This is a genomic window from Streptomyces sp. NPDC044571 (assembly GCF_040647115.1).
Lineage (GTDB): Bacteria > Actinomycetota > Actinomycetes > Streptomycetales > Streptomycetaceae > Streptomyces.
Window position 1 is genome coordinate 1 of the sequence record NZ_JBEZBN010000146.1, and the last position, 1,140, is coordinate 1,140.

Annotated in this window: 2 protein-coding genes; both read left to right on the plus strand. The window is 75.7% G+C overall.

All coding sequences use genetic code 11. The features are described 5' to 3' along the window. Positions 1-99 precede the first annotated feature (99 nt). Positions 100-234, plus strand: coding sequence for a SapB/AmfS family lanthipeptide (locus tag AB0B01_RS30860; protein ID WP_267799330.1), 135 nt, complete (start codon positions 100-102; stop codon positions 232-234). Between the two features lie 68 nt (positions 235-302). Further along, on the plus strand, positions 303-1,140 hold an 838-nt coding region (locus AB0B01_RS30865; RefSeq protein WP_361726303.1), incomplete at its 3' end, for an ABC transporter transmembrane domain-containing protein.

Consider the following 1,140-nt stretch of genomic DNA (forward strand, 5'->3'; position numbering starts at 1 on the left):
GTTCCTCCCGCCGCTGCGGCGTTCCGCGGCGGCCCCCAAGCCGGTCCCGTTCGGGACCGTGACCCATCGGAACACTCACGAGAAGAAGAGGAACCTGACATGACGCTTCTTGACCTGCAGTCGATGGAGACCCCCAAGGAAGAGATCACCGAGGCCGCGATGACCGGCGGTGGCAGCCGGGCCAGTCTGCTGCTCTGCGGCGACAGCAGCCTGAGCGTCACGACCTGTAACTGACCCCAGGTCGCTCGGGCCCGGGCGGTTCGCCGCCCGGGCCCGCACCCCTGTTCTGGAGGCATCCGCGGATGACCCCGCCCGACAAGCCGGCCCCGGCAGCCGCCGAGACACCGCCGGCCGCACGCTCCGCCGACCGTGCCCTCGCGGCCGCCACCCGGCACAGCGCAGGGCGCACCGCAGCCGTCCTCGGTTGTGCCGTCACCGCCGCCGGGGCGGCCCTCGCCGAACCGGCCGTCCTCGGCCACACCCTCGACCTGCTGCTGCGCCGCGACCCGGCCGGCCCCCGGTGGACCCTGCTGTGCACCGCGGTCATCGCGGCCGAGGTCCTGCTCGACGCGGCCGCCGCACGGCTGACCGGCGCAGTCGACGGCCGCTCCGCCGCCTGGTGGCGCAGGCTCGGCCTGGCCCGCCTGCTGGGCACGGCGCCGCACCACGCCGCCCGCTACGCACCGGGCGAGCTCGCCGCCCGGCTGACCGCCCATGCCACCGAGGCGGGGAAGGTCCCGGCCGCCCTCGCCTCCGCTGCCGCCGCCGTCCTTCCGCCGCTCGGCGGACTCCTCGCGCTGTTCCTCATCGACACGTGGACGGCCCTCGTCTTCCTCGCGGGACTGCCTCTGCTGGTCCTGTTGTTGCGGGCGTTCACGCGCGACTCCTCCAGCAGCGTCGCCCGCTACCAGCAGGCACAGCTCGCGACGGCCGGCCGTCTCGTCGAGGCCCTCGCCGGGGCCCGGACCATCGCCGCCGCCGGGACCGCCGCCCGCGAACGGGCCCGGATCCTCGACCGGTTGCCCGAACTGGACGCCGAAGGCCGGCGCATGTGGCGGGTCTACGGCGGTACGTCGGCCCGGTCCGCCGCCCTCATGCCGCTGCTCCTGTACGCCGTGCTCGCCGTGGCCGGCCTGCGGC

Excerpts from the sequence above, each read along its gene's own strand:
- AB0B01_RS30860 (WP_267799330.1), top strand. The coding sequence starts at position 100 with ATGACGCTTCTTGACCTGCAGTCGATGGAGACCCCCAAGGAAGAGATC.